At 70.1% G+C, this 23155-nt stretch carries 24 protein-coding genes; 14 read left to right on the forward strand and 10 right to left on the reverse strand.

All coding sequences use genetic code 11. The features are described from left to right. Nucleotides 1-31 precede the first annotated feature (31 nt). Nucleotides 32-415: a VOC family protein gene (locus tag AB0N06_RS19530; protein ID WP_366135926.1), complete on the reverse strand. Its 384-nt coding sequence runs from the start codon at nt 413-415 to the stop codon at nt 32-34. Between the two features lie 104 nt (nt 416-519). Then, a complete protein-coding gene (locus tag AB0N06_RS19535) occupies nt 520-1146 on the reverse strand; it encodes a TetR family transcriptional regulator (protein WP_366135927.1) in 627 nt (208 codons plus the stop codon). A 113-nt stretch (nt 1147-1259) separates the two neighbouring features. Between AB0N06_RS19535 and AB0N06_RS19540 the strand changes: the two genes are divergently transcribed. The 9 genes from AB0N06_RS19540 to AB0N06_RS19580 all read left to right on the forward strand — a co-directional run bounded on the left by AB0N06_RS19540 (nt 1260) and on the right by AB0N06_RS19580 (nt 9382). After that, a complete protein-coding gene (locus AB0N06_RS19540; protein WP_366135928.1) occupies nt 1260-2060 on the forward strand; it encodes an acetoacetate decarboxylase family protein in 801 nt (266 codons plus the stop codon). Next, nucleotides 2057-2941, forward strand: coding sequence for an SDR family NAD(P)-dependent oxidoreductase (locus AB0N06_RS19545; RefSeq protein ID WP_366135929.1), 885 nt, complete (start codon nt 2057-2059; stop codon nt 2939-2941). Before AB0N06_RS19540 ends, AB0N06_RS19545 begins: the two co-directional genes overlap by 4 nt. 10 nt (nt 2942-2951) lie before the next feature. Beyond that, nucleotides 2952-4226 (forward strand): amidohydrolase family protein, encoded by a 1275-nt coding sequence (locus tag AB0N06_RS19550; RefSeq protein WP_366135930.1) that lies wholly within the window; start codon nt 2952-2954, stop codon nt 4224-4226. 11 nt (nt 4227-4237) lie between these two features. After that, nucleotides 4238-5461: an amidohydrolase family protein gene (locus AB0N06_RS19555; protein WP_366135931.1), complete on the forward strand. Its 1224-nt coding sequence runs from the start codon at nt 4238-4240 to the stop codon at nt 5459-5461. Nucleotides 5462-5486: 25 nt separating this feature from the next. Continuing rightward, nucleotides 5487-6200 carry a VIT family protein gene (locus AB0N06_RS19560; protein ID WP_366135932.1) on the forward strand — a complete coding sequence of 238 codons (714 nt, stop codon included), beginning with the start codon at nt 5487-5489 and terminating at the stop codon, nt 6198-6200. A 48-nt stretch (nt 6201-6248) separates the two neighbouring features. Next, a complete protein-coding gene (locus AB0N06_RS19565; RefSeq protein ID WP_366135933.1) occupies nt 6249-6635 on the forward strand; it encodes a DUF4440 domain-containing protein in 387 nt (128 codons plus the stop codon). 119 nt (nt 6636-6754) lie between these two features. Continuing rightward, nucleotides 6755-7633: a sterol desaturase family protein gene (locus AB0N06_RS19570; protein WP_366135934.1), complete on the forward strand. Its 879-nt coding sequence runs from the start codon at nt 6755-6757 to the stop codon at nt 7631-7633. Then, nucleotides 7630-8319 (forward strand): lysoplasmalogenase, encoded by a 690-nt coding sequence (locus AB0N06_RS19575; RefSeq protein WP_366135935.1) that lies wholly within the window; start codon nt 7630-7632, stop codon nt 8317-8319. Before AB0N06_RS19570 ends, AB0N06_RS19575 begins: the two co-directional genes overlap by 4 nt. Nucleotides 8320-8338: 19 nt before the next feature. Beyond that, entirely contained in the window at nt 8339-9382 is a 1044-nt protein-coding gene (locus AB0N06_RS19580) for a zinc-dependent alcohol dehydrogenase family protein (protein WP_366135936.1), read from the forward strand. 63 nt (nt 9383-9445) lie between these two features. Here the strand turns inward: AB0N06_RS19580 and AB0N06_RS19585 are convergent, their stop codons facing one another. Beyond that, nucleotides 9446-10885, reverse strand: coding sequence for a CoA transferase (locus AB0N06_RS19585; protein ID WP_366135937.1), 1440 nt, complete (start codon nt 10883-10885; stop codon nt 9446-9448). A gap of 161 nt (nt 10886-11046) precedes the next feature. Then, the gene (locus tag AB0N06_RS19590) at nt 11047-12576 is read right to left on the reverse strand and encodes a S8 family serine peptidase (protein ID WP_366135939.1); all 1530 of its coding nucleotides are present in this window, start codon (nt 12574-12576) and stop codon (nt 11047-11049) included. A 288-nt stretch (nt 12577-12864) separates the two neighbouring features. Between AB0N06_RS19590 and AB0N06_RS19595 the strand changes: the two genes are divergently transcribed. The 3 genes from AB0N06_RS19595 (at nt 12865) to moaA (ending at nt 16041) form a co-directional block, all read left to right on the forward strand. Continuing rightward, nucleotides 12865-13230, forward strand: coding sequence for a DUF485 domain-containing protein (locus AB0N06_RS19595; protein ID WP_366135940.1), 366 nt, complete (start codon nt 12865-12867; stop codon nt 13228-13230). Continuing rightward, on the forward strand, nt 13227-14867 hold the full coding sequence (locus tag AB0N06_RS19600; protein WP_366135941.1) for a cation acetate symporter: 1641 nt from the start codon (nt 13227-13229) through the stop codon (nt 14865-14867). Before AB0N06_RS19595 ends, AB0N06_RS19600 begins: the two co-directional genes overlap by 4 nt. 184 nt (nt 14868-15051) lie before the next feature. Then, complete coding sequence (moaA, locus tag AB0N06_RS19605; protein ID WP_366135943.1) at nt 15052-16041, forward strand: GTP 3',8-cyclase MoaA; 990 nt, start codon at nt 15052-15054, stop codon at nt 16039-16041. A gap of 80 nt (nt 16042-16121) precedes the next feature. Here the strand turns inward: moaA and AB0N06_RS19610 are convergent, their stop codons facing one another. Beyond that, on the reverse strand, nt 16122-16370 hold the full coding sequence (locus tag AB0N06_RS19610) for a hypothetical protein (protein WP_366135944.1): 249 nt from the start codon (nt 16368-16370) through the stop codon (nt 16122-16124). Between the two features lie 198 nt (nt 16371-16568). After that, entirely contained in the window at nt 16569-16943 is a 375-nt protein-coding gene (locus AB0N06_RS19615; RefSeq protein ID WP_366135979.1) for a DUF3099 domain-containing protein, read from the reverse strand. Between the two features lie 202 nt (nt 16944-17145). Here AB0N06_RS19615 and AB0N06_RS19620 point away from each other — a divergent pair, with 202 nt between their 5' ends. Beyond that, entirely contained in the window at nt 17146-17421 is a 276-nt protein-coding gene (locus AB0N06_RS19620) for a GlsB/YeaQ/YmgE family stress response membrane protein (RefSeq protein ID WP_358860917.1), read from the forward strand. A 74-nt stretch (nt 17422-17495) separates the two neighbouring features. On the opposite strand, the gene tyrS is transcribed toward AB0N06_RS19620, so the two are convergent. The 4 genes from tyrS to AB0N06_RS19640 form a co-directional block, all read right to left on the reverse strand. Continuing rightward, complete coding sequence (gene tyrS, locus AB0N06_RS19625) at nt 17496-18764, reverse strand: tyrosine--tRNA ligase (protein WP_366135945.1); 1269 nt, start codon at nt 18762-18764, stop codon at nt 17496-17498. Between the two features lie 54 nt (nt 18765-18818). Beyond that, nucleotides 18819-20213 carry a metallopeptidase TldD-related protein gene (locus AB0N06_RS19630; protein WP_366135946.1) on the reverse strand — a complete coding sequence of 465 codons (1395 nt, stop codon included), beginning with the start codon at nt 20211-20213 and terminating at the stop codon, nt 18819-18821. A 168-nt stretch (nt 20214-20381) separates the two neighbouring features. Further along, on the reverse strand, nt 20382-21905 hold the full coding sequence (locus AB0N06_RS19635) for a TldD/PmbA family protein (RefSeq protein ID WP_366135947.1): 1524 nt from the start codon (nt 21903-21905) through the stop codon (nt 20382-20384). A gap of 147 nt (nt 21906-22052) precedes the next feature. Next, nucleotides 22053-22205 carry a hypothetical protein gene (locus tag AB0N06_RS19640; RefSeq protein WP_366135949.1) on the reverse strand — a complete coding sequence of 51 codons (153 nt, stop codon included), beginning with the start codon at nt 22203-22205 and terminating at the stop codon, nt 22053-22055. Nucleotides 22206-22435: 230 nt separating this feature from the next. On the opposite strand from AB0N06_RS19640, the gene fabG reads away from it, so the two are divergent. After that, complete coding sequence (gene fabG, locus AB0N06_RS19645; RefSeq protein WP_037691571.1) at nt 22436-23155, forward strand: 3-oxoacyl-[acyl-carrier-protein] reductase; 720 nt, start codon at nt 22436-22438, stop codon at nt 23153-23155.

The raw sequence follows: 23155 nt of genomic DNA on the forward strand, positions 1-23155 counted from the left end.
ATACGAAACCGGCCAGGATGGCGCGTGAGCTTCAGGAATTCATCGCGGCTCGGTCGGACTCGCCGCGAAGAACGCAGAATTCATTGCCTTCGGGGTCGGCAAGGACTGCCCAGCCGGAGCCATCGGGATTCCGGTGATCGGTGACAAAGGTGGCACCGATCCCCAGCAGCCGTTCCACCTCCTGCTCACGCGAAGTCTCAGGGCGCACACACAGGTGGATGCGGTTCTTGATCTTCTTAGGCTCGGGCACCTGGTTGAAGTACAGCACCGGGCCCTCCGCCAGCAGCACCTGAGTCTCCCGATCACCCGGTTTGTCCTCCGGATGCAGTGGATGGCCAGTCACCCTGCTCCAGAACCGGGCCAGCCCGTAAGCATCCGCACAGTCAATCGCCACGCTCTGCACTACCGAAAACATGCGCGCCAGCCTTCCTGACTTCCACGATGGATGCCACCGAGTTGCCAACGCGGCGAGCGGGCGTGCCGGGCGGCGCGACGGGGCACAGCTTGCCGGGAGGGGCACTACGTCCCGCCTCCCGCCAGCAGCCCGTTCACCAGCGCCCGCACGGACGCCGTGAACAGCCGGTCCTGATCGGCGGGCCTGGCCAGCGCCCGGGCCAGCGCCGGGTCGTGCTCCGCGGAGGCCGCACCCCATAGTTCACCCTCACCGGGGGACTGTAGGGGGGAGCGTTCCCGGTTGCGTTCGACCAGCAGGAAGCCGACCGTCTGGAACTGCACCGCCCGCACCGCGTCGGCGGCCCGCGCCCCGCGCAGCCCCGCGGCGTGCACCTCGTGGACGAGCGTCTGCTGCGCGGGCAGGAACATCCGTTCCGTGAGCCCGCGTTCGTGGACCATCGCGATCAGATGGGGCCGGGCGCGCAGTTCGCGGCGCAGCCCCCGGGCGACCGACACGATCCTGGCCACCGGGGTCCGGCCGGTGGGGCGGATGGCACCCATCTCCTGGACGGTGCGTTCCACCAGGGCGTCGAGCAGCGACTCGCGATTGCCGACATGCCAGTAGATCGAGGTGACGGCCGTGCCCAGCTCGGCGGCCAGCTTGCGCATCGTGAGGGCCTCCGGGCCGTGCTGCCGCACCAGGGCGGCAGCGGCCTCCAGCACCTCTTCACGGGTCAGCGACGATCGCGGCACAGTGCTCCCAGCTTTCCGGACTCCGTTACGTGCACGTCTATTTACCCTTCATCCAGCCCGGTGTAACTGTGTTACAGAACCCGGCACGGACAACCGAGAAGGGTGGTACGTCCATGGCACGTGTACGGTACGGCGCGCGCACCGACGCCGAGATCGCGGCAGCCCGCACAGCCCGCTCCAGCCTCCCCGACATCTGGTCCACCGGTGTGGTCGCCGTCTGGGAGAGCGACCCCGACGCGGTGGCGGCCGTCCTCCCACCGCCTCTCAAACCCGCCGAACGCCCGCTCGTCCGCGCCAACATCAGCAAGGTCGATCTGCCCGGCTATCCGCTCGGCGCGGGCTCCGTCGCCGTCGCCGCCGTGCACGACGGGCATGAGGGCTGGTACCCGCTCGTCATGCCGATGACCCATGAGCGGGCGCTGATCGGCGGCCGCGAGGTCTTCGGCGAACCGAAGAAGCTGGGCGAGGTGACCGTCGAGCGCGACGGACTCGTCGTCCGGGCCGCGCTCGTCCGGCACGGCATCGCGTTCGTCGAGGTGCGCGGCGCGGTCGCCGAACAGCTGCCGCTGCCCGAACCGGCGGAGAAGCTCGACTTCTACTTCAAGTTCCTGCCCGCCGTGGACGGCGAGGGCTTCGACGCCGATCCCGTCCTCATCCACTGCACCCGCCACGAGAGGGTCCGCAAGCTGGAGCGGCTCTCCGGCGACGTGGTGCTGCGCGAGTCGGTGTACGACCCGGTCGCCGACCTTCCCGTACGCCGGCTGATCGATCTGACCCTCGGCGAGAAGACCAGCGACCAGCAGGGCAGGGCCGTCGAACGGGTGAGCGCCGAGGCGCTGCTGCCGTACATCCACCAGCGCTACGACGACCCGCAGCAGATCCACGACGGTCCGCCGCAGGGGAGCGTCCGATGAGGCTGGAGCAGGGGCAGGTCGCCGTCGTCACCGGGGCGGCGAGCGGCATCGGGCTCGCCATGGCCCGCAGGTTCGCGGCCGAGGGGCTGAACGTCGTCCTCGCCGATGTGGAGGAGAGCGCGCTCGACAAGGCGGCGGGCGAGCTCCGCGAGGACGGTGCGCGGGTGCTGGCCCGGGTGGTCGACGTCAGCGAGCGGGACTCCGTGCAGGCGCTCGCCGACGACGCGTACGACACCTTCGGCTCCGTCCATGTGCTGTGCAACAACGCGGGAGTCGGCTCCGGCGCCGAGGGCCGGATGTGGGAGCACGAGCCGAACGACTGGAAGTGGGCGTTCGCGGTCAATGTGTGGGGCGTTTTCCACGGCATCCAGGCCTTTGTGCCCCGGATGATCGAGGGAGGCGAGCCGGGCCGCGTTGTCAACACGTCCTCCGGCGACGGCGGGATCGCACCCCTGCCGACCGCCTCCGTGTACGCGGTCACCAAGTCCGCCGTCGTCACCATGACCGAGTCCCTGTACGCGCATCTGAAGGCGGAGGGCGCGGTGGTCGGCGCCTCGGTGCTCTTCCCCGGCCCGCACATGCTCCGTACCGGACTGTGGGAGTCGCACCGCAACCGGCCCGAGCGGTACGCCAAGGAGCGGCCGCGCCGGACCCCGTACCGCAGCCTCGACCAGTGGGAGTCAGCCATGCGGGCGGCGGGCCACGAGGTCGAGTTCACACCCGTGGAGGAGGTCGCGGGGGCCGTCGTGGACGGGATCCGCGCCGACCGATTCTGGATGCTGCCGCCGAGCGAGCACAGCGACCGGCAGATCCGCGCCAGGTCGCAGTCGATGCTCGACCGGGCGAATCCGTCGTACCTGGAGAGCTTCATACTCGACTGAGGGGCGAGCGATGACCGACCCGTATCTGATCATCTCCTCCGACTGCCACGCCGGGCTGCCCACCGAGGAGTACCGGCCCTATCTGGACGCCCGCTTCCACCGGGAGTTCGACGACTTCCTCGCCGGGCGGGAGCGCCGGCGCGAGGAGATGACCCGCCTCGGCGTACGCAACGAAGCCTTCGCCGACAAGTGGTTCCACGACAACGAGGAAGGTTTGAGGGGAGGTTGGGACGCCACCAGGCGTCTCAAGGAGCTGGACGGAGACGGGGTGGCGGCCGAGGTCGTCTTCCCCGACGCGGACGCCGTCGACAGCCGGACCGCCGCCCCGTTCGGCGTCGGCCTCGGCCTCTCCGGCGACCAGGACCCGGAACTCGGCATGGCAGGCGCGCAGGCCCACAACCGCTGGCTCGCCGAATTCGTCGCACAGAACCCCGAACGGCACTGCGGTGTCGCCCTGTTGCCCGTCACCGGCGACGTCGACCGGGTCGTTGCCGAGATCCACCGTGCGAAGGAGTCCGGGCTCGGGGCGCTGATGATCCCCGCCATGTGGGTGGACAAGGCCCCGTACCACGACCGTCGTTACGACCCTGTGTGGGCGGCCGCCGCCGAAACGGGGATGCCGGTCGTCACCCACTCCGGCGCGGCCCCGCGCCACGAGTACGGCGACCACCTCGGCATCTACGTCTCCGAGGTCACCTGGTGGCCGTCCCGACCGCTCTGGTTCCTGCTCTGGTCGGGCGCCTTCGAGCGCCACCCGGGGCTGAGGTTCGGCGTCGCCGAGTCCGGCTGCTGGTGGCTGCCGAACCTCCTCTGGTTCATGGACCGGCTCTACCTCGGCGCCCACGGCGGAAAGAAACTCTCACCGTTCGCCGAACTGAAGCGGCCCCCGCATGAGTACCTGGACCGCCAGGTCTTCATCTGCGCCACCAACACCAAGCGCCGCGAGCTCGCCCAGCGGTACGAGATCGGCGTCGACAACATCCTGTGGGGCAGCGACTTCCCGCACCCCGAAGGCACCTGGCCGAACACCGCGAACTGGCTGCGCACCACCTTCCACGACATACCGGTCGCCGAGACCCGCAGGATGCTGGGCCTCGCCGCCGCTGAGGTCTTCGGCTTCGACACGGCGAAGCTCGCGCCGATCGCCCGGCGCATCGGCCCGACCCCCGACGACCTCGGCCAGCCCGCGGACCAGGCAGCGGTCGAAGCGTCCTGGGCGCGTTCGCGCGAGGCCGGCCGGCACTGGCTGACGGACCACGACTTCCCGGTCCTGGGGGTTCGGTGATGGGCCGGCACATGGACCGCTACACGGTCATCTCCGCCGACTGCCACGCGGGCGCCGACCTCCTCGACTACAAGCCGTACCTGGAGAAGAGGTACCACGACGACTTCGACGCCTGGGCGGCCGACTATGTCAATCCGTACGAGGACCTCCTCGCCGACACCGCCGACCGTAACTGGAACTCCGGGCGCCGCCTCGCCGAACTGGCGGCGGACGGCATCGTCGCGGAGGTCGTCTTCCCCAACACGATTCCGCCGTTCTTCCCCTCCGCCTCCCTGATGGCCCCCGCACCCTCACCGGTGGAGTTCGAACAGCGCTGGGCGGGCCTGCGCGCCCACAACCGCTGGCTCGCCGAATTCTGCGCCGACGCGCCCGGCCGGCGGGCGGGTGTCGCGCAGATCCTCCTGGGCGACCCGGCGGAGGCGGTCCGCGAGGTCCGCCGCACCAGGGAGGCGGGGCTCACCGGCGGCATCCTGCTGCCCGGCACCCCGCCCGGCTGCGGCATCCCGGAGCTGTACTCCCAGGTGTACGACCCGCTCTGGGCGGTCTGCGAGGAGCTGGACGTACCGGTGAACCATCACGGAGGGTCGGCCTCCCCGCCGCTCGGAGACGAGCCGGCGGCCCGCGCCGTCTTCATGGTGGAGACGACGTGGTTCTCCCACCGCGCACTGTGGCATCTGATCTTCGGCGGGGCATTCCGCCGCCACCCCGGGCTGAAACTGGTCCTCACCGAACAGGGCTCGGGCTGGATCCCGGGCGTCGTCGAGATGCTCGACTACTACCACGGCCGTTTGGTCGCGGCGGCCGGCCGGGCAGCAACCGCAGAGTCCAAGTTCGGTGCGGGGCTTGCCGCTTCGATGGGGGCGAGCCCCGGCGAGGTCTGGCGCGACAACTGCTTCGTCGGCGCCAGCTTCATGCGTCCCCACGAGGTGCCGCTGCGCGACCGGATCGGCCTCGACAAGATCATGTGGGGCAGCGACTACCCGCACGACGAGGGCACCGCCCCCTACTCGCGGGAGGGCCTGCGGATCGCGTACGCCGGACTCCCGCCCGACGAGATCGCGGCGATGGTGGGCGGCAACGCGGCCCGCGTCTACGGTTTCGACCTGGTCGCGCTCGACCGTATCGCCGCAACCGTCGGCCCGACGGTCGAGGAGATCGCCGAGCCCCTCACGGAGGTCCCGGCCGATGCGACCAGTCCGGCCTTCGCGCCGGGCGGGTCGGTCCGCGTCTGGTGACGGGGCGGGGTGAGAGCATCCCCGGGTGACGGTTACCCAGGCGCATGACGAGTCGCACGGCAACGGCCTGGGCGCGCGGCTGAACTGGCTGCGCGCCGCGGTCCTCGGAGCCAACGACGGCGTGGTCTCCACCGCGGGCCTGGTCGTCGGTGTCGCCGGAGCCACCGACGACCGCGGCGCCCTGCTGACAGCGGGCCTGGCCGGGCTGCTGGCCGGTTCGATGTCGATGGCGGCGGGCGAATACGTGTCGGTCTCCACCCAGCGCGACTCTGAGCAGGCTGCGCTGGCCACGGAGAAACGGGAGCTGAAGGAGACCCCGGAGGCGGAACTCGTCGAACTGACCGGCCTGTTGGAGGGCAAGGGCCTCAGTCACGAAGTTGCTCGCGAGGCCGCCCTCCAGCTCACCGACCGCGACGCGCTGCGTGCCCACGCGGAAGTCGAGCTGGGCATCAACCCGGACGTCCTGACGAACCCCTGGCACGCGGCGGGCGCCAGCTTCCTGGCGTTCACGGTGGGCGCACTGCTGCCCCTGCTGGCGATCGTGCTGCCGCCGTCGTCGGTACGCCTCATCGTCACGGTCCTGGCGGTCCTGGCCGCGCTGGCGCTCACGGGGTGGTGGAGCGCACGGCTGGGCGACGCGGCGGTGGGGCGCGCGGTACTGCGGAACATGGGTGGGGGAGCGGTGGCGATGGCGGTGACCTATGGGGCGGGGGCGTTGCTGGGGGCGGTGGGGGTCTAGTGGGCAACTCGGTTGCGAAGGGGCAGGTCACCTGGGCGAAGATGCCGCATGAGCAGAGAGACGGATGAGGTACGCGAAGCCATCGCGGGCGAGCTGCGACTGATGGACCCGGACGTGCGCACGTCACGGTCGCAGGCCCGGCAGCTGCTGGATCCGGACTTCGTGGAGGTAGGCGCCTCGGGCCGGCGGTGGACGTACGAGGACATGCTGGCCGAGCTGCCCGAGTTGGACGGTGCGGCAGGGCGAGGCCCGCGCTACGAGCCGTCGGACATGACCGGTGTCCTGCTGGCACCCGGGCTGGTGCATCTCACCTACGAGACCGTGATCGGTGGAAACCGGGCACGACGGAGCTCCCTCTGGCGCAGGCGGAGCGCGAGCGCGACGTGGCAGATGTACTACCACCAGGCCACACCGATCCCGCCCGAGGGCACATGAGCGGAATCGTGCGACGGTCTTGTTGGCAGAAGGTGCCAAAGGTTGCTGACATCGCGTCTCACATACTTGTTGGTAACTACGTCTAGTCCCGGACCGACCGGCAGCTCTACGGTGCTTGCATGGAGCCGAACCTCCCCGATGTCGTGCTGTGGTCCATACCGGCCTTTGTCCTGCTCACCGTTGTCGAAATGGTCAGCCACCGCATCCACCCCGACGAGGACGCCGCCGGGTACGAGACCAAGGACGCCGTCACCAGCGTCACCATGGGGCTCGGCAGCCTCGTCTTCGACCTGCTGTGGAAAGTGCCCATCGTGGCGATCTACACCGCGGTCTACGAGCTGACCCCGCTCCGTGTCCCCGTCCTGTGGTGGACGGTCCTGCTGATGCTGCTCGCGCAGGACTTCCTCTACTACTGGTCCCACCGCGGCCACCACGTCATCCGGATTCTCTGGGCCTGCCATGTGGTCCATCACTCCAGCCGGAAGTTCAACCTCACCACCGCGCTGCGCCAGCCCTGGACCTCGCTGACCGTCTGGCCGTTCTATGTGCCGCTCATCGCGTGCGGGGTCCATCCGGCGGCGCTGGCGTTCTGCTCCTCGGCCAATCTCGTCTACCAGTTCTGGGTCCACACCGAACGGATCGACAAGCTGCCCCGGCCCTTCGAGTACGTACTGAACACGCCCTCCCACCACCGGGTGCACCACGCGTCCCAGGGCGGCTATCTCGACCGGAACTTCGGCGGCATCCTGATCCTGTGGGACCGGCTCTTCGGTTCATTCACCGCCGAGACCGAGCGGCCGGTCTACGGGCTCACCAAAAACATCGCCACCTACAACCCGCTGCGCGTCGCGACGCACGAGTACGCCGCGATCGCCCGGGACGTACGGGCGGCAGGCGGCTGGCGCGAGCGGGCCGGGCGAGTCTTCCGCGGGCCGGGGTGGCAGCCGGCGCCCGAGGTCTCCGCCGTCGCCGTCCCCGCACCCGGTCGCACCGGATGAGCGCCGCCACGGCCGCTGATCCGCGGGCACGCCTCGTACGCCCCCTGCTCATCGCCTTCCTCGTCGCCTCCGCCGTCGATCTCTTCGGCCTCCTCGCCGATGCCGGCATCGCCCACCTCGTCGCCAAGCCGCTGCTCATGCCGCTGCTCGCCGGGTACGCCGCCGCCCGCCGCGGCCCCCGGCTGCTGATCGCCGCGCTGCTCTTCGGCTGGGGCGGCGACACATTCCTGCTGGCGGACGCCGACGCCGCCTTCCTTATCGGTATGGGCTCCTTCGCCGCAGGTCATGTCTGCTATCTCTGGCTCTTCGGGCGCGCCCGGAGTTCCGTGCCGCTCGGCGTCGCGTACGCGGTCGTCCTGGCCGGCTTCCTCGTCCTGCTCTGGGGCGGGCTGCCCGCGGACCTGAGGATCCCGATGGCCGGGTACAGCCTGCTGCTCACCGCGATGGCCTACCGGTCCAGTACCTTCGGCCGGTACGCGGCCGTCGGCGGGGCGCTCTTCCTGCTCTCCGACGCGCTGATCGCCACCGGCATCGCCGACCTGCCCCAGCTGCCGGCCCCCGACTTCTGGATCATGCTCACCTACATCGCGGCGCAGTTCCTGCTGACCGTCGGAGCGCTTGCACCGGGTGCGAAATGGGCCGCTGTCGCCCCTGGGGCGTACCGTGAGCGGAGTATCAGCATCTGAGATCAGCAAGGACCCGCCCATGCGCGCCACCGTCATCCACGCCCCCCACGACATACGCGTGCAGGAGGTGCCGGACCCGACGATCCAGCAGCCCACCGATGTGGTGCTGCGGGTCCTGCGGGCCTGTATCTGCGGCAGCGACCTGTGGGCGTACCGTGGCGAGTCCGCCCGGCAGCCCGGCCAGCGGATCGGCCACGAGTTCCTCGGGATCGTCGAGGAGGCGGGCTCGGAGGTCGCTGGATTCGCGGTCGGCGACCTGGTCGTCGCCCCCTTCGTCTGGTCCGACGGCACCTGCGAGTACTGCGCCGAGGGCCTGATGACGTCCTGCCCGCAGGGCGGCTTCTGGGGCTCGGTCGGCTCCGACGGCGGCCAGGGCGAGGCCGTCCGCGTCCCGTTCGCCGACGGCACACTGGTCAAGCTCCCGGCCGCCGCCGCGTCCGACGACCGGCTGCTCACGGCGCTCCTGGCCCTGTCCGACGTGCTCGGTACCGGCCACCACGCGGCCGTCGGCGCAGGCGTGAAGCCCGGCTCCACGGTCGCGGTCGTCGGTGACGGGGCGGTCGGTCTGTGCGGCGTCATGGCCGCCAAGCGGCTCGGCGCCGAGCGGATCATCACGCTGGGCCGCCACCAGACGCGTACGGACATCGCCCGCGGCTTCGGCGCCACGGACGTCGTCGCCGAGCGCGGCGAGGCGGCCGTCGCCGCCGTACGGGAACTGACCGGCGGCGCGGGCGCGCATGCCGTGATCGAGGCCGTCGGCACGGAGCAGTCGATGCGTACGGCCGTCGGGATCACCCGCGACGGCGGCTCGATCGGCTACGTCGGCGTGCCGCACGGCAGCGGCACCGGGCTGGACCTCGGCGTCATGTTCGACCGGAACATCGCCCTGCGCGGCGGCGTCGCCCCCGTGCGTGCGTACATTCCGGAACTGCTCCCCGACGTCCTGTCCGGCACGATCGACCCGTCGCCCGTCTTCGACCTCGCCATCGGCCTCGACGAGGTCCCCGCCGGCTACCGGGCGATGGACGAGCGTACGGCGCTGAAGGTTCTCATCAAGCCGTAGCGGACCCCGGCATCGACCGGGGCGGGCCCGGCGCACGAGACATGTCCGCCGGGCCCGTCCCGGTCAGTGGGTGCCGCTGGTGGCAGCCGCGGTGACACTCCACACCGGGGAATCCGCGCCCAGCCGGCCCGGCGGGCGCGACCAGTCCGCCGGGCCGCCCGCGAAGGAAACCGGCGGCAGGGCGTACCGCAGGCGTCCCATCTCGCTGTCCGTGATGCCGAGGTACTTCTCCGGGTCGTACGTCTCCGCGGCGCCGTCGGCCGACTGCTCCGACAGGCCTGTGCACAACCAGTGCGCCGTCTGCCCGAGCGCCAGTCGCAGCAGACGCGAGCCGCCGTCGTCGTGCTGCTCGGACAGCGCCCGCAGCACCCCCGCCGCCAGCAGGTACCCGGTGCCGTGGTCGAGGGCCTGTGCCGGCAGCGCGCCCGGTGCTCCCGCGCTTCCCTCCAGCGTCGCGATGCCGGTGGCCACCTGCACCAGGCTGTCGAAGCCGCGCCGCTCGTGCCACGGCCCGTACCGGCCCCACGCGGACACCTGCGCGAGGACCAGACCGGGACGGCGCACGGCGAGCGCCTCCGGAGTCAGGCCGTACGCCTCCAGCGCGCCCGGCCGGTATCCGGTCACCAGTACATCGGCGTCGGCGAGCAGTTCCTCGAACGTCGCCCGCCCGGCCCGGTCGCGCAGGTCCAGGGAGACCGACCGCTTGCCGAATCCGGTGTCGTTGTGGGCGTCCTGACTCTCCGGCAGTTGCGGCGCGTCGATCCGCAGCACGTCCGCGCCCAGCAGCGCCAGCGTGCGGGTGGCGACCGGACCGGCGAGCACCCTCGTCAGGTCCAGGACCCGGAGCCCGGCGGCGGGCAGCAGCGGCGAACCCGACAGCGGGGAGAGGCGGCGCGGCGCCACCGGCCCCGGCCCCTCGGTCCGTTCGAGCGTGAGCAGCGGGCGTGCGGCGATCGCGGCGCCCTGCTCGTGCGCCGCCCACTCCTCGGGGGTGCGCAGCGCGACGGCCAGACCGCCCGCGGTGTACACCGTCTCCTCGATCTCCACCGACCGGCGCTCGGCGAGCACGGCCGCCACCGTGTCCACCCCGGTGTCGTCGGGCAGACCGAGCGCGGTGAGCAACCGGGAGCGGTGGTGCGGGTAGTTGGCGTGGGTGCGGACCCAGCCGTCGGCCGTCCGCCAGAACCGGGACAGCGGGGCGAACGTCGTCGGTGCGCGCCCGTCGATCCGCAGATGCCGCTCGCTGAGGAACGCCGTGCCCACCGCCCCGTCGTCGATCCGGACCTGCGGTACGGGACCGGCGCCGCCCCGCGTGCGGCGCGCGGCGAGTTCGGCGGCGGCCAGCGAACAGACCGCGACAGTGGAGCGGGCCAGCTCCAGGACGGGCAGCCGCGCGGGCAGCGCACCGGTGGGTCCACCGAATCCGATACGGCCAAGAAGCGCGGGGTCACCGCCGAGAGCGGCCCAGGCCTGCTCCGTACCGGAACTCTGTACGTGTGTCATGTCCGCACTATGGCACTGAGTGCCACCTGGCGGAAGCAGGGGCCGGGGACGCCCGGCCCTTGCCGCTCGTTACGCCTGCCGACTACGTGCCGGCTACGACGACGGGGCCGGACGGGAAGTGCTTCCCGTCCGGCCCCGGTCGCGCAGAGGTGCGGAGCCGACTACTTGACGGCGTTCAGGGCATTGACGATGCCGTGACCGTAGTAGCCGTTCACCTGGCTGTCGCCCTTGCAGGTCGTCGCGTCGATCAGCTGACCGGCCGAGTTGTAGACCTTGGACGGGCAACCCGGGTTGACGGCCTGGGCCTTCAGCATCTCCTGCAGCTGCTCGGGCGTGGCCTTCGGGTGCGTGCTCTTCAGCAGGGCGGCGACGCCCGCGACATGCGGGGTGGCCATCGAGGTGCCCTGCTTGTAGCCGTACTGGCCGTTCACAACCGTCGAGAGCACACGGCCGTTGGCGTCCGGCGTGGCCGGGATCTGCCACTTGTCGCCGCCGGGGGCGGACACGTCAGCGACGCCCAGACCGAAGCTGGAGTAGTACGACTTGAAGCCCTTGACGCCGGTCGCGGACACCGTGACGACGCCCGGCAGCTGGGTCGGGATGTCGAAGCACTTGTGCGGGTCCACGGTGCGCGGTCCCGAGGTGGTGTCGTTCGGGCTCGACGTGTCGAGGATCTCGTGCGACGCCAGGTCGTAGTTCTCGTTGCCCGCCGCGGCGACATTGAGGACGCCCTTGCGCTCGGCGTACTTCGTGGCGCGGGTGAGGGCGTCGAGCAGAGCCTTCTGGTCCGGGTCGTCCTGGCAGTTGAAGTACCAGGGGTCGACGTAGTAGCTGTTGTTGGTGACCTCGATGCCGTGCTCGGCGGCCCAGACGAAGCCGCAGACGACCGCCTCGGTGTAGAAGAAGCCGATGCCGGGCTCACTGACCTTGATGCCGGCCACCTTGACACCGGGGGCGACACCGGTGACGCCGATGCCGTTGCGGGCGGCGGCGATCGTACCGGCGACGTGCGTGCCGTGGTCACTGCCGTTGGGGTAAGGGCGCCAGGCACCCTCGGAGTTGTCCGCCACGCCGCCGACACAGTTGGCCGACTGCTCCTTGGAGAAGTTCGCCTTGAGGTCGACGTGGGTGTCGTCGACACCTGTGTCGATCACGCCGACGGTGACCGAGGGGCTGCCGTCATTGATCTTGCTGGCCTCGTCGGCCTGGATGGCGCGCATGTCCCACTGGTTGGGCTCCAGCGGCTCCTGGCCCGGGCCCGCGGCCGCGGCGGCCTTGGCGGCCTCCTCGGCGGTCAGCAGCTCGGTGCTGCCCTCCTCGGTCGTGGCGACGGACTGGAGCGGGGCGGTGCGGGTGGCACCGGCCGACTCGACACCCGGGGTCTTGCGAATGGTCTTCGCGAAGTCGGGGTTCGAGGAGTGGACGACGATCACGCCTATACGGTCGTACGACGTCACGATCGTCCCGCCGGCCTCGGCTATCGCTCGGCGCACCACGCCCGTGCTGTGTACGGGGGTGGTGTTGACGACGTACGACAGCTTCGGGCCGTCCGTCGAGACCGCCGCCGTGGGCAGTCCGTCCGACGGGGCGGCGGAGGCGGCACTCATCGGCAGGAAGCCGAGCGAGGCAGTGAGGGCCAATCCAACGGGCAGCGTCAGTGCGCGGGTCCGCCTGGATCCCAGATGCGCCATGGGGTCTCCACATCATCCGTGTCAGCCGGCCGGACACGAGGCGTGTCCGGACGTGTGCATGAACGGTGAAGTTATCGCTGATCATCCTGCACATCAATGAATTGACGACATTCAGTTCGAAGTGTGCTGCCGATCGGGCGAAGTGGAGGAGCAGTAACGCGCGGTGAACCGCTTCGCCGCGCCCCCCGTGCCGTTGTCAGGGGAGTCGCACCACCAACCCCCCGACATCGAGGTTCCGTTGTGAAACCCACCACCCCCACCACCGCACCCGCGTCGCGAGGAGAATCCGTGGCTACCGATGCATCGCCGCCCAAAGCCGGTCCGGACACCGGCCCCGCCCAGCCCACGACAGAACGGTTCGTCGAGGTCCAGGAGAGCCCGGAGTTCGCCGAACTGCGCCACGCGCACCGCTCGTTCGCCTTCCCGCTGACCATCGCGTTCGTGCTCTGGTACCTGCTCTACGTGTTGCTGTCGAACTACGCCGGCGGCTTCATGGGCACCAAGGTGTACAGCAACATCAACGTGGCCTTCGTGTTCGGTCTCGCCCAGTTCGCCACCACCTTCCTCATCGCCTGGTTCTACGCGCGGCACGCCGCGACGAAGCTCGACCCGAAGGCCGAGGCCATCAAGTCCCGTATGGAGGCCGACGCATGAGCGCCGCGTACCACTCGCACCCCGTGATCCAGCTCGCCGCCTCGTCCACCGCCGAGCACCGGCCGCTGATCATCACGCTGTTCGCGGTCTTCGTCGCCGCGACCCTGGGCATCACCGTCTGGGCCGGCCGGCAGACCAGGAGCGCCTCCGACTTCTACGCGGGCGGCCGCCAGTTCACCGCCTTCCAGAACGGGCTCGCGGTCTCCGGCGACTACATGTCCGCCGCCTCGTTCCTCGGTATCGCCGGCGCCATCGCCCTCTTCGGCTACGACGGCTTCCTCTACTCGATCGGCTTCCTCGTCGCCTGGCTGGTGGCCCTGCTGCTGGTCGCGGAACCGCTGCGCAACTCCGGCCGCTACACGATGGGTGACGTCCTCGCCTACCGGATGCGGCAGCGCCCGGTCCGTACCGCCGCGGGCGCCTCCACCATCGTCGTCTCGATCTTCTACCTGCTGGCGCAGATGGCGGGCGCGGGCGTGCTCGTCTCGCTGCTCCTCGGCATCACCAGCGACGCCGGAAAGATCCTCATCGTCGCCCTGGTCGGCGTCCTGATGATCGTGTACGTCACCATCGGCGGCATGAAGGGCACCACCTGGGTACAGATGGTCAAGGCCGTCCTGCTCATCGCCGGTGCCCTCCTGATGACCTTCCTGGTGCTGCTCAAGTTCGACTTCAACATCTCCGACCTGCTGGGCACGGCCGCCGAGAAGAGCGGCCACGGAGCGGCGTTCCTGGAGCCCGGCCTCAAGTACGGCGCCACCGGCACCTCGAAGCTGGACTTCCTCTCCCTCGGCATCGCCCTGGTCCTCGGCACCGCCGGACTCCCGCACATCCTGATCCGCTTCTACACCGTGCCGACCGCCAAGGCCGCCCGTAAGTCGGTGAACTGGGCCATCGGCATCATCGGCGCGTTCTACCTGATGACGATCGCGCTCGGGTTCGGCGCCGCGGCGCTCATCGGCCCGGACGAGATCAGGGCGAAGAACCCGGCCGGCAACGCCGCGGCTCCGCAACTCGCCGAATACCTCGGCGGGGTCGGCACGACGGGCGGAGCGGTGCTGCTCGCCGTGATCTCGGCCGTCGCCTTCGCCACGATCCTTGCCGTCGTCGCGGGCCTCACCCTCGCCTCCTCGTCCTCCTTCGCCCACGACATCTACGCCAACGTCATCCGCAAGGGGAAGGCCACCGAGAAGGAGGAGATGCGGGCCGCCCGCTGGGCCACCGTCCTCATCGGCGCGGTCGCGATCATCCTGGGCGCCTTCGCCCGCGACATGAACGTCGCCGGCCTGGTGGCTCTCGCCTTCGCGGTAGCCGCCTCCGCCAACCTCCCGACCCTTCTCTACAGCCTCTTCTGGAAGCGGTTCACCACCCAGGGTGCCCTCTGGTCGATCTACGGCGGTCTGGCCTGCTCCGTGATCCTGGTGCTGTTCTCGCCGGTCGTCTCCGGCAACGCGAAGACATCGATGTTCAAGGGCGTCGACTTCGCCTGGTTCCCGCTGGAGAACCCCGGCCTGATCTCCATCCCGCTGGGCTTCCTGCTCGGCTGGCTCGGCTCCCTCCTCTCGAAGGAGGAGCCGGACAAGGGCAAGTACGCCGAGCTGGAGGTCAAGTCCCTCACCGGTGTCGGCGCCCACTGACGAGAAGGAACGAGACCGACCGTTCGAGCCCCGCACCACGCTGTTCCCGCGGCCGCGTCGTAGAGTCCTACGACGCGGCCGCGCCGCACCTCGTGGCAATCGGGCCACCTGCGTGTCGCAGGTCTCGCGTAGTCTCGAAGAAGTCAGATCCACAACCGGGATCCACCGGGGGAGGGGGCCCACCATGCTCATCGACACCTACGGCCGGGTCGCCACCGACCTGCGCGTCTCGCTGACCGACCGCTGTAACCTCCGGTGCACCTACTGCATGCCCGAAGAGGGACTGCAATGGCTGGCCAAGCCGGACCTGCTGAGCGACGACGAGATCGTCCGGCTCGTCCGTATCGCCGTCACCCAGCTGGGGATCACGGAAGTCCGCTTCACCGGCGGCGAGCCGCTGCTGCGCCCCGGCCTCGTCTCCATCGTCGAGCAGTGCGCGGCGCTGACCCCCCGCCCCGAGATGTCCCTGACCACCAACGGCATCGGACTGAAGCGCACGGCAGCCGCCCTCAGGGCCGCCGGACTGGACCGGGTCAACGTCTCCCTGGACACCCTGCGCCCCGACGTCTTCAAGACCCTCACCCGCCGCGACCGCCACCACGACGTGCTGGCAGGCCTCGAAGCCGCCCACGACGCGGGCCTCACCCCGGTCAAGGTCAACACCGTGCTGATGCCGGGGCTCAATGAGGACGAGGCCCCCGACCTGCTCGCCTGGGCCGTGGAGCACGGATACGAGCTCCGTTTCATCGAGCAGATGCCGCTCGACGCCCAGCACGGCTGGAAGCGCGACGACATGATCACGGCAGACGACATCCTCGCCTCGCTGCGCACCCGCTTCGCCCTCACCGCCGAGGGAGAGGACGAGCGCGGCTCCGCCCCCGCCGAGCGCTGGCTCGTCGACGGCGGACCCCACCGGGTCGGCGTCATCGCCTCCGTCACCCGCCCGTTCTGCCGGGCCTGCGACCGCACCCGGCTCACCGCCGACGGCCAAGTGCGGACCTGCCTGTTCGCCCGCGAGGAGACCGATCTGCGCGGCGCGCTGCGGTCCGATGCCCCGGACGAGGAGATCGCCCGGCTCTGGCGTGTCGCGATGTGGGGGAAAAAGGCCGGATCCGGTCTGGACGACCCGTCGTTCCTGCAGCCCGACCGCCCGATGTCGGCGATCGGCGGCTAGGGCGGGTTTCGAAAGCCCCGCCTGCCAGGCGACGCTACTTTCGAAACACGCCCTAGCCCCGCCGCAGCGGCGAACGGTCCTCAGCGCCCCTCGGTAGAGGACTCCCACTCCGCCAGTGTCATGACATCCTTCAGGAAACCTCGAACCCCCAGGAACGAGGAGAGATGCTCCCGGTGCTCGTCGCAGGCCAGCCAGGTCTTACGGCGCTCGGGGGTGTGCAGCTTCGGATTGTTCCAGGCCAGCACCCATACGGCTGCCGTACGGCAGCCCTTGGCGGAACAGATCGGTGCGGTGGCAGCGCTCTCGGCGGCATGTTCGGGGGAGTTCACGGACTCAACCCTAGGGCCCTGCGAGAGCCGGAGAAAAAGCGACGCCGAGCAGCCACGGGGGGAGCTGCCCGGCGTCGGTCTGTCGCTCCGACGGGGGATGCGGAGCGCGTAGGCAGTATGTCACGCGGACCGGGGTGCGGTGCACTGAACTGCACGATTGGTCTGAGCTTTTCTTGAGGCCACAGGTGTGCTGTGCGCTCAACTGTGCTCATGCGGTTCCGCCCCATCGCGGGCCCGGTCGGCCGCCGGTCCGGATTTTGCGGGACCGGCCACCGGGGCGGCATCGAGCATCGGCCGCGCGGGCGGCAGAACGAAGGTCGAGGGCAGCGAAGGGGGCGTTTCCCGGCCCGCGTTGGCGATGACGACGGCGACGTACGGAAGCAGGGCACCCAGGACGAGCGCCACGATGGCCACAGGCCGCTCGATGTTCCACAGCACTGCGGCCAAGATCACCGAGACCGTCCGTACGGACATCGAAATCACATAGCGGCGCTGCCTGCCACGCACATCGTCCGCGAGGCTCTGCCGCGCTCCCGTGATCCGGAAGACCTCCGCCCCGCTCTGCTTCCACATCACGTTCCACCACCCTTCCCCGGGCTCTCCGCGAGCCGCTCCCACGGTACGCCCGGTCTCCGACGGGTTCGAGACCGGGGCACGCCGTATTCACGCACAACCGCCCCCCGTGGCACGGACGGACCCGTCCGGCATGCGGAGCACCACCGATGGGCTGAGACTGGGCGCACATGCGCGACAGCGCGCCGCGTGAGGAGGCGACATGGGCTGGTTGTGGGCAATCATCGTGGGTCTGGTCCTCGGTGTGATCGCCAGGGCGATCCTGCCGGGCAAGCAGAACATCCCACTCTGGCTGACGACCGTTTTCGGCATCATCGGCAGCGTCCTCGGTAATACCGTCGCGACCTGGATCGGCGTCAATGAAACCAAGGGCATCGACTGGACGCGCCACCTGCTGCAGCTGATCGGCGCCGTGGTCGTCGTCGGTGTCGGCGACATGCTCTGGACATCGATGCGCGGCACCAGACAGAAGGCCTGATCCGGCACGCGTACAGCGCACTGCGGCCGGGCACGCATCTCGCGTGCCCGGCCGCAGTGCGCGTCCGTTTCCGGTCAGCCGGCGATGACCTCGATGGCCGCGAGGTTCTTCTTGCCCCGGCGCAGCACCAGCCAGCGCCCGTGCAGCAGTTCCTCACGGGCCGGTGCGGCCTCGCCGTCCGCGACCTTGACGTTGTTCACGTAGGCCCCGCCCTCCTTGACCGTGCGGCGGGCTCCCGACTTGCTCGGCGCCAGCCCGACCTCCACCAGGAGGTCCACCAGCGGGCCGAGCTCGGTGACCTGCGCGTGCGGCACCTCGGAGAGCGCGGCGCTCAGCGTCGCCTCGTCCAGCTCGCCCAGCTCACCCTGGCCGAAGAGTGCCTTCGACGCCGCGACGACCGCCGCGCACTGCTCGGCGCCGTGCACCAGCGTCGTCAGCTCCTCCGCCAACGCGCGCTGCGCCGTCCGGGCCTGCGGGCGCTCCTGGGTGAGCTGCTCCAGCTCCTCCAGCTCGGTACGGCTCTTGAAGCTGAGGATCCGCATGTACGGCGAGATGTCCCGGTCGTCCACGTTCAGCCAGAACTGGTAGAACGCGTACGGCGTCGTCATCTCCGGGTCCAGCCAGACGGCCCCGCTCTCGGACTTGCCGAACTTGGTCCCGTCCGACTTCACCATCAGCGGGGTGGCCAGCGCGTGCACCTCGGCGCCCGGCTCCAGGCGGTGGATCAGGTCGATACCCGCGGTGAGGTTGCCCCACTGGTCGCTGCCGCCCTGCTGCAGCGTGCAGCCGTGCCGCCGGTACAGCTCCAGGAAGTCCATGCCCTGCAGCAGCTGGTAGCTGAACTCCGTGTAGCTGATGCCCTCCTGCGACTCCAGCCGGCGGGCGACCGAGTCCTTGGTGAGCATCTTGTTGACCCGGAAGTGCTTGCCGATGTCCCGCAGGAACTCGATCGCGGACATGCCCGCGGTCCAGTCCAGGTTGTTGACCATGACCGCCGCGTTCTCGCCCTCGAAGGACAGGAACGGCTCGATCTGGGACCGCAGCCGCGACACCCAGTTGGCGACCGTCTCCGGGTCGTTCAGCGTGCGCTCGGCGGTCGGCCTCGGGTCACCGATCTGACCGGTGGCCCCGCCCACCAGGGGGAGCGGCCGCAGCCCGGCCTGCTGGAGCCGGCGCATGGTGAGCACCTGCACCAGATGGCCGACGTGCAGACTCGCCGCGGTGGGGTCGAAGCCGCAATAGAACGTGACGGGACCGTCCGCGAGCGCCTTACGCAATGCGTCCTCGTCAGTGGACTGGGCGAACAGCCCGCGCCACTTCAGCTCGTCGACGATGTCCGTCACGGTCGTTTCTCTCCTTGCACGGTTTCGATTGATTCCGCGGCCAGTCTATGGCGGTCACACGCCGAGGCTGACCGAGCTCATGTTGAAGTCCGGGATCCGCAGCGCCGGCATCGCGGCCCGGGTGAACCAGTCGCCCCACTCGCGCGGCAGCGTCTTCTCGGTGCGGCCGGCCTCGGAAGCCCGGGAGAGCAGGTCGACGGGCGACTCGTTGAACCGGAAGTTGTTCACCTCGCCGACCACCTCGCCGTCCTCCACGAGATACACCCCGTCGCGGGTCAGCCCGGTCAGCAGCAGCGTCGCAGGGTCGACCTCCCGGATGTACCAGAGGCAGGTCAGCAGCAGGGCTCGGCCGGTCGTCGCCGCGACCATCTCGTCGAGCGACCGCTCACCGCCGCCGTCGAGCACCAGGTTGTCGATCGCGGGGGCGACCGGCAGCCCGGTGAGCCCCGCCGTGTGCCGGGTGGTGGTCAGACGGTCCAGCCGGCCGTCGCGGATCCAGTCGGTCCTCGACAGCGGCAGACCGTTGTCGAAGACCGAAGCACCGTCGCCCGATGCATGGGCGATCACGAACGGCGCCGACTCGAGCCCCGGCGCGTTCGGGTCGCTGCGCAGCGTGAGCGGCAGCTCGGACAGCCTCTCGCCGAGCCGGGTGCCGCCACCCGGCTTCGAGAAGACCGTTCGGCCCTCGGCGGCATCCCGGGCCGTCGACGACCACAGCTGATAGATCAGAAGATCGGCCACGGCGGTCGGCGGCAGCAGCGTCTCGTACCGCCCGGCGGGCAGCTCGATACGGCGCTCCGCCCAACCGAGCCGCTGCGCCAGCTCCGCGTCCAGCTCGGCCGGGTCGACGTCCTTGAAGTCCCTGGTGGCACGGCCCGCCCACGCGGAACGCGACCGGTCGGGCGACTTGGCGTTCAGCTCCAGCGTGCCGTTCGGCTGGTCGTGACGCAGCCGCAGCCCCGTCGATGTGCCCAGATACGTCGAGGTCAGCTGGTGGTGCGCGAAGCCGTACAGCTCACGGCCACCGGCCCGGGCGCGGGCGAAGGCGTCACCGAGCGACGGCGCGAACTCCGCGAACACGTCGGAACCCGTCTCGGCCGGCGCGTCCGTGAAATCGGGCGATGACGGCACATCGGTGATCAGCGGCTGCGCGTCCTCCGCCGGACCTGCGCCACGCGCGGCCGCCTCGGCGGCCCGCACCAGCGGCTCCAGGTCCTCGGCGGTGACGGCGGACCGCGACACGACTCCGGACGCGGCCCCCTCGGCGCCGTCGACGGTCGCGATGACCGTCAGGGTCCGCCCCCGGGTCACCCCGTTCGTGGTGAGCGCGTTGCCCGCCCAGCGCAGATTGGCGGAGGACTCCTCGTCGGCGATGACGACACAGCCGTCGGCGGTGGCCAGTTCGAGCGCGCGCTCGACGATCTCGTACGGCTTGCTGATGCGGCTCATCGGCCCGCCTCCTGCGTCGTGTTGAGACTGTGCTGCCCCGGGGGACGACCCCCGGACCCCCGGCCGAATCCGTGGTGACTGCTCATCGGCCCGCCTCCTGCGTCGTGTTGAGACTGTGCTGCCCCGGGGGACGACCCCCGGACCCCCGGCCGAATCCGTGGTGACTGCTCATCGGCCCGCCTCCTGCGTCGTGTTGAGGATGTTCACGCCTCGGAAGAGGGCGGAGGGGCAGCCGTGCGAGACGGCCGCGACCTGACCCGGCTGGGCCTTGCCGCAGTTGAAGGCGCCGCCCAGGACGTACGTCTGCGGGCCGCCGACCTTCTCCATCGAGCCCCAGAAGTCCGTCGTCGTCGCCTGGTACGCGACGTCGCGCAGCTGCCCGGCCAGCTTGCCGTTCTCGATGCGGAAGAACCGTTGCGCGGTGAACTGGAAGTTGTAGCGCTGCATGTCGATCGACCAGGACCGGTCGCCGACCACATAGATGCCGCGCTCCACCCCGCCGATCAGATCCTCGGTGGACAGGCCGCCCGGGTCCGGCTGCAACGACACGTTCGCCATCCGCTGCACGGGGACATGGCTCGGTGAGTCCGCGTACGCGCACCCGTTGGACCGGCCGAGACCCGTCAGTTTCGCGATCCGCCGGTCGAGCTGGTAGCCGACCAGCGTCCCGTCCTTGATCAAGCCCCAGGACTGGCTCTCGACACCCTCGTCGTCGTACCCGATGGTCGCGAGTCCGTGCTCGGCGGTCCGGTCGCCCGTCACGTTCATCACGGGGGAGCCGTACGTCAGCTTGCCCAGCTGGTCGAAGGTGGCGAACGAGGTCCCGGCGTACGCCGCCTCGTACCCCAGCGCCCGGTCCAGCTCGGTGGCATGGCCGATCGACTCATGGATCGTCAGCCAGAGATTCGACGGGTCGACCACCAGGTCGTACGTCCCCGCCTCGACGCTCGGAGCCCGCATCTTCTCCGCGAGCAGCCCCGGGATCCGCTCCAGCTCGGAATCCCAGTCCCAGCCGGTTCCGGTGAGGTACTCCCAGCCGCGCCCCACCGGAGGGGCGATGGTCCGCATCGAGTCGAACTCACCCGTCGTGCCGTCCACGGCGACCGCGGTGAACTGCGGGTGCAGCCGCACCCGCTGCTGGGTGGTGACGGTGCCGGCCGTATCCGCGTAGAACTTGTTCTCGTGGACGGTCATCAGCGAGGCGTCCACGTGCGCGACGCCCTCGGCGCCCAGGAGCCGGCTGCTCCACTCGGCGAGCAGCCCCGCCTTCTCCTCGTCCGGTACGGAGAACGGGTCGATCTCGTACGCCGACACCCAGGTCCGCTCACCGTGCACCGGCTCGTCCGCCAGCTCCACGCGCTCGTCCGAGCCCGCCGCCGCGATCACCTTCGCCGAGAGCTTCGCCATGGCGACCGCCTGGGACGCCACCTTCGCCGCGGCGTCCATGGTCAGATCCACCCCGGACGCGAACCCCCACGCCCCGCCGTGCACCACCCGCACCGCGTACCCGAGATCCGTGGTGTCCGAGGTCCCGGAGGGCCGAGCGTCCCGCAGCCGCCAGGAGGCGCTGCGCACCCGCTCGAAACGGAAGTCCGCATGCGTGGCGCCCAGCGCGCGGGCCCGGGCGAGCGCCGCGTCGGCGAGGGCCCGCAGCGGCAGGGCCAGAAACCCCTGATCGATGGCATGGGCCATGTGCGGCCTCCCCTTTTCGCTCACGTCGTTGAATCCACCAGACGGAAGTGAAGCACGGCCGTACGCCTCTCGCCGGGGAATTCGGCGTGGGTGCGAGACGAGGACTCCTCGCAGGTTCGGAGTGCTCGCGGCTGGGCTCGGATTCGCTCACATCATTCGGACGGCGCCGACGACATCGCCCAGCTCGTCGTGCGGGAGCCGGTCGGGAACGCCGTCCGGGCGGGCGGGGATCATGTGCCCCGGCGTCTCCGGGGCCCCGAGATCCCTCGATGCCATCCATGTCGCGCGTGCGCTCGTCATCGGCGGAGCCTTTGCTCCCTGATCACGTACGACAAGCGGATACTGGAGACGGCGAGGGAAGAGGACCTGTCCGTGCACGCGCCCGGAATGGTGGAATGAGGCCGGGCCGCTGCCGACTGTAGGAACCCCACAGTGCCTCGTGGAAGCCACTGTCAGGGGCCGAGTCCTTGGAGAGCGCCCGGTACCGATAGGTTTTCGAGGTACCAGACCGCTATGGAAAGGGTGATCCGTTGAGCCGCTCGGTTCTCGTCACCGGAGGAAACCGGGGCATCGGCCTCGCCATCGCCCGCGCTTTCGCCGACAACGGCGACAAGGTCGCGATCACGTACCGCTCGGGCGAGCCGCCCCAGGTCCTCACCGAAGCGGGGGTCCTGGCCGTCCGGTGCGACATCACCGACGCCGAGCAGGTGGAGCAGGCATACAAGGAGATCGAGGAGAAGCACGGTCCGGTCGAGGTGCTGGTCGCCAACGCCGGTATCACCAAGGACCAGTTGCTGATGCGGATGTCCGAGGAGGACTTCACGTCCGTACTCGACACCAACCTCACCGGCACCTTCCGGGTCGTCAAGCGTGCCAACCGCGGCATGCTGCGCGCCAAGAAGGGCCGTGTCGTCCTCATCTCCTCCGTCGTCGGCCTTCTCGGCTCGGCAGGGCAGGCCAACTACGCCGCGTCCAAGGCCGGCCTGGTCGGCTTCGCCCGGTCGCTGGCGCGTGAGCTCGGCTCGCGGAACATCACTTTCAACGTCGTCGCGCCCGGTTTTGTCGACACCGACATGACTCAGGCGCTCACCGAGGAGCAGCGCAAGGGCATCGTCGCCCAGGTGCCGCTGGCCCGTTACGCGCAGCCCGAGGAGATCGCCGCCGCAGTGCGCTTCCTCGCCTCCGACGACGCGTCGTACATCACTGGAGCCGTCATCCCCGTTGACGGCGGATTGGGCATGGGTCACTGA

Origin of the sequence: Streptomyces sp. NPDC051020 (assembly GCF_040683105.1) — a bacterium.
GTDB lineage: Bacteria > Actinomycetota > Actinomycetes > Streptomycetales > Streptomycetaceae > Streptomyces.

What these genes read in the sequence shown, in the direction of transcription:
- AB0N06_RS19530 (WP_366135926.1), bottom strand. Translation starts at nt 415, where the DNA reads ATGTTTTCGGTAGTGCAGAGCGTGGCGATTGACTGTGCGGATGCTTAC.
- AB0N06_RS19540 (WP_366135928.1), top strand. Translation starts at nt 1,260, where the DNA reads ATGGCACGTGTACGGTACGGCGCGCGCACCGACGCCGAGATCGCGGCA.
- AB0N06_RS19545 (WP_366135929.1), top strand. Translation starts at nt 2,057, where the DNA reads ATGAGGCTGGAGCAGGGGCAGGTCGCCGTCGTCACCGGGGCGGCGAGC.
- AB0N06_RS19550 (WP_366135930.1), top strand. Translation starts at nt 2,952, where the DNA reads ATGACCGACCCGTATCTGATCATCTCCTCCGACTGCCACGCCGGGCTG.
- AB0N06_RS19555 (WP_366135931.1), top strand. Translation starts at nt 4,238, where the DNA reads ATGGACCGCTACACGGTCATCTCCGCCGACTGCCACGCGGGCGCCGAC.
- AB0N06_RS19565 (WP_366135933.1), top strand. Translation starts at nt 6,249, where the DNA reads ATGAGCAGAGAGACGGATGAGGTACGCGAAGCCATCGCGGGCGAGCTG.
- AB0N06_RS19570 (WP_366135934.1), top strand. Translation starts at nt 6,755, where the DNA reads ATGGAGCCGAACCTCCCCGATGTCGTGCTGTGGTCCATACCGGCCTTT.
- AB0N06_RS19575 (WP_366135935.1), top strand. Translation starts at nt 7,630, where the DNA reads ATGAGCGCCGCCACGGCCGCTGATCCGCGGGCACGCCTCGTACGCCCC.
- AB0N06_RS19580 (WP_366135936.1), top strand. Translation starts at nt 8,339, where the DNA reads ATGCGCGCCACCGTCATCCACGCCCCCCACGACATACGCGTGCAGGAG.
- AB0N06_RS19585 (WP_366135937.1), bottom strand. Translation starts at nt 10,885, where the DNA reads ATGACACACGTACAGAGTTCCGGTACGGAGCAGGCCTGGGCCGCTCTC.
- AB0N06_RS19590 (WP_366135939.1), bottom strand. Translation starts at nt 12,576, where the DNA reads ATGGCGCATCTGGGATCCAGGCGGACCCGCGCACTGACGCTGCCCGTT.
- AB0N06_RS19600 (WP_366135941.1), top strand. Translation starts at nt 13,227, where the DNA reads ATGAGCGCCGCGTACCACTCGCACCCCGTGATCCAGCTCGCCGCCTCG.
- moaA (WP_366135943.1), top strand. Translation starts at nt 15,052, where the DNA reads ATGCTCATCGACACCTACGGCCGGGTCGCCACCGACCTGCGCGTCTCG.
- AB0N06_RS19615 (WP_366135979.1), bottom strand. Translation starts at nt 16,943, where the DNA reads ATGTGGAAGCAGAGCGGGGCGGAGGTCTTCCGGATCACGGGAGCGCGG.
- AB0N06_RS19620 (WP_358860917.1), top strand. Translation starts at nt 17,146, where the DNA reads ATGGGCTGGTTGTGGGCAATCATCGTGGGTCTGGTCCTCGGTGTGATC.
- AB0N06_RS19630 (WP_366135946.1), bottom strand. Translation starts at nt 20,213, where the DNA reads ATGAGCCGCATCAGCAAGCCGTACGAGATCGTCGAGCGCGCGCTCGAA.
- AB0N06_RS19635 (WP_366135947.1), bottom strand. Translation starts at nt 21,905, where the DNA reads ATGGCCCATGCCATCGATCAGGGGTTTCTGGCCCTGCCGCTGCGGGCC.
- AB0N06_RS19640 (WP_366135949.1), bottom strand. Translation starts at nt 22,205, where the DNA reads ATGACGAGCGCACGCGCGACATGGATGGCATCGAGGGATCTCGGGGCC.